This is a genomic window from Arthrobacter sp. H5 (assembly GCF_000520595.1).
Classification (GTDB): Bacteria; Actinomycetota; Actinomycetes; order Actinomycetales; family Micrococcaceae; genus Arthrobacter_D.
In genome coordinates this window covers 6,169-7,268 of sequence record NZ_KI914980.1, presented here as the reverse complement: position 1 = coordinate 7,268, position 1,100 = coordinate 6,169, and the positions used below count along the sequence as shown (strand labels likewise).

Here is a 1,100-nt window from a genome sequence, read left to right as displayed (position 1 = left end):
CCGGCCGGCCCGCCCTGATGGTGCAGCCGCCACTGGTTAGGGCCAAACCCGTACCTCGGGTATGCCTGCTGGATAGTCCGAAAAACCTCATTAAGCCGGGCCCCCGGAACTGTCGCCGCAAAGATATCGGCTTCCACCTCGGCGATCCGCGCCTCGGCGTCACGTTCCACAACAGTGGAGCCGTCAAAGCGGACCCAACGGGTGACATTGGCGACCATTCCGTCCCGGCGTGCACACACCACAGCCATCGCCCGGCGCCCCAGCGGGGCCGGTGTGGGGAGCGGGTGCCTGAACGCGGACCGGCTGGCGCCGTTGCACAACAGCACCAGCGGGTCGGCGCCCATGGTGATCATCCGTGATGCGAGGGCCGCCGCCACATCGCGTTCGGTTGTTTCCGGGCGAGCAGCGGACAGAACGTCCGTGAGCGCGCTCGCAACGTCCCGGTTGAGCTGTTCATACCGACCAAGCTCCACCGGCAGCAGGGATTGGCGCGCATTGCGAAGCTGACGGGCGATCCCGGATTCCGCAAGCGGTGCCGACCGCCCCAGTGAACTGCCGGCGTCGTGCAGTGTGCCGTACCAGGGAATCGGATGCACAGTGAGGTCCGCCGGGAGCTCCTCACGCATGAGGCGGTCGGCCTCATTGTTGTAGGTCACCAAATGATCGCCCTGCCGGTCCACCAGCAGCGCCGCCACCGGGTCGCTGGCGAGGCTGATGTGGATGCGGCTCCCACCGAGATACCAGGTCAGTACCGTATGGGAGGTGAGAAGCACAGAGTCGCGGCCAAGCTCGTCGAGGATGGCCAGCACACGCGCGCGCTTTACGGTTCGTTCCTCCTGCTGATCGCGGCTTACGGCGTCCGAGGCGATGTCAACTGCTGACGTGTTCATCAGTATTCTCCACTTGTCAGTCGAAGGATTGCGGCATCGTCCAGCCGGCCGTCGGCAATGAACACGGTGACGGTGCGGATCAGCGGCGTGCCACGCGTGATCGTGACTGCCTCTTCCCAAGCCAGGGACTGCCCCACACCCGGGTATCCGGAGGATCGAACAAACCATGGATCCGGCGCCTCCGGTGGGGCAAGGAATACAAGGGTGGCC

At 65.4% G+C, this 1,100-nt stretch carries 2 protein-coding genes; both read right to left on the bottom strand.

Annotated features, from left to right (window positions below):
• Nucleotides 1-890, bottom strand: an 890-nt coding sequence (locus Y708_RS22695) for a M24 family metallopeptidase (RefSeq protein WP_051478565.1), incomplete at its 3' end; no start/stop codon positions are given.
• The coding region (locus Y708_RS28065) for a DUF6807 family protein (RefSeq protein ID WP_155853679.1) at nt 890-1,100 on the bottom strand (211 nt) is incomplete at its 5' end. The genes Y708_RS22695 and Y708_RS28065, both read right to left, overlap by 1 nt.